The organism is Promicromonospora sp. NPDC023805, from assembly GCF_040639635.1.
Taxonomy (GTDB): Bacteria; Actinomycetota; Actinomycetes; order Actinomycetales; family Cellulomonadaceae; genus Promicromonospora.
Map to the genome: position 1 here is coordinate 1 of NZ_JBFAAH010000059.1, position 1494 is coordinate 1494.

Sequence of the window (1494 nt, forward strand, 5' to 3'; positions counted from 1 at the left end):
GTGATGCTCCTATCTCGTGTCAAGCGGTCAGGAGCCAGTCGCGGTAGGCGTTGGCGAGGTCGTCGTTGCGGCTCTTGCCGCGTTCGATGGTGGAGATGACGGCGGGCCAGACTCCGAAGTGGTCGGCGGCGTGGCGCAGGAGCAGGCCTTTGGCCTGGCGTAGCGGTCTCAGGTCGTCGATGGTGGGCACTGGCTCGGGATGGACCAGCAGGTGCCAGACCTGGCGGGCGATGGCTCGCTTGAGGCAGCGCAGGATGTCCTTGGTCGTCTTGCCGCTGGCGCGGAGCCTGACTGCGTAGGCCTTGGTGGCCGGGTCGTGTGACCACCGAACGAGCGCGATCTGGTGCAGGGCCCAGTTCGCCTGCCGGTCCCCGCCGCGGTTGAGGCGGTGCCGGTTGGTGCGTCCGGAGCTGGCGGGGATGGGCGCGGTGCCGGTCAGAGCGGCGAACGAGGCCTCGGAGCGCAGGCGCTCGGGGTTGTCGCCGGCGGTGACCAGCAGGGTCGCAGTGGTCACGGTCCCCAGGCCGAACGCTGCCCTCAGCGCTGGTGCGGCGTGCTGGTTCAGGACGTCGAGGTCACGGTCCAGATCGGCGATCTCGGTAGAGACGTACTGGTAGCGGCGGGCCAGGGTCTGTAACGCGCGCCCGACGGCGGCGTCGACGGACTCGGTCGCTGGGGCGGGGCGGGTGGCGACCAGGGTCTGGATCAGGACGGTGTCCTTGAGCGGCTCGAACCGGTCTCGGATCGGTTGGGGTGCGGTGACGAGCATGTTCTTGATCTGCTGGATCGCGATGCTGCGGGCCTTGACCGCGCTGCGCCGCACGGCCAGCAGGTGACGGATCTGCTCGACGGTCCCGTCTGCGGTCTTCGGGGTCGGCAGGTCGCCTGTCTCGAGGTCGGCCAGGGCCTGCTGGGCGGCTGCGACCGCGTCGATCGGGTCGGACTTGCCCCGGCGGCGTTGGGCACGTCTGGGTCGGATTACCTCGACCACCGTGATTCCGGCGGTTGCCAGGTGGCGGGCAAGTCCCGCGCCGTAGGAGTTGGTGCCCTCCACCCCGATCACCCGGACGGCGCCGAACGAGGCAACGAAGCCGGCCAGCTCGTCGTAGCCGGCCGTGGTGGCCGCGATCTGCCGGTCACCCAGGTGGGCGCCGCTAGGGCCCAGGACGGCGACGTGGTGGGTGTCTTTGTGGGTATCGACTCCGGCAACGACCCAGTCGGGCGCGCCGATGACTTCAGGAGACAGGATTGGCATGATGGGCGGGTGCCTTTTTCCGTTGCAGCGGAACGGGGCACACCGGCCGGGGTCGGGCAGACAAGACGTTGATGGGACGCTGGACAGGCTCCTATGAAGTCATGCCCGCCCCCGGCCGACGCGCGAGGGACGCGCCCCGCCCGACAGGCCGACAGATCACTCCAAAGACAGCCCGGAGACGTCAGTCAGTGTCAGGGTCAGACCCGCTGAACGAGGCGAGTACATCATCAACGTCAGTG

The 1494-nt window shown here is 69.1% G+C and carries 1 pseudogene; it reads right to left on the reverse strand.

The features are described 5' to 3' along the window. Positions 1-205: 205 nt before the first annotated feature. Positions 206-1255 (reverse strand): annotated as a pseudogene (locus AB0F70_RS27425) (IS110 family transposase); the annotation flags it as partial. Positions 1256-1494: the final 239 nt, after the last annotated feature.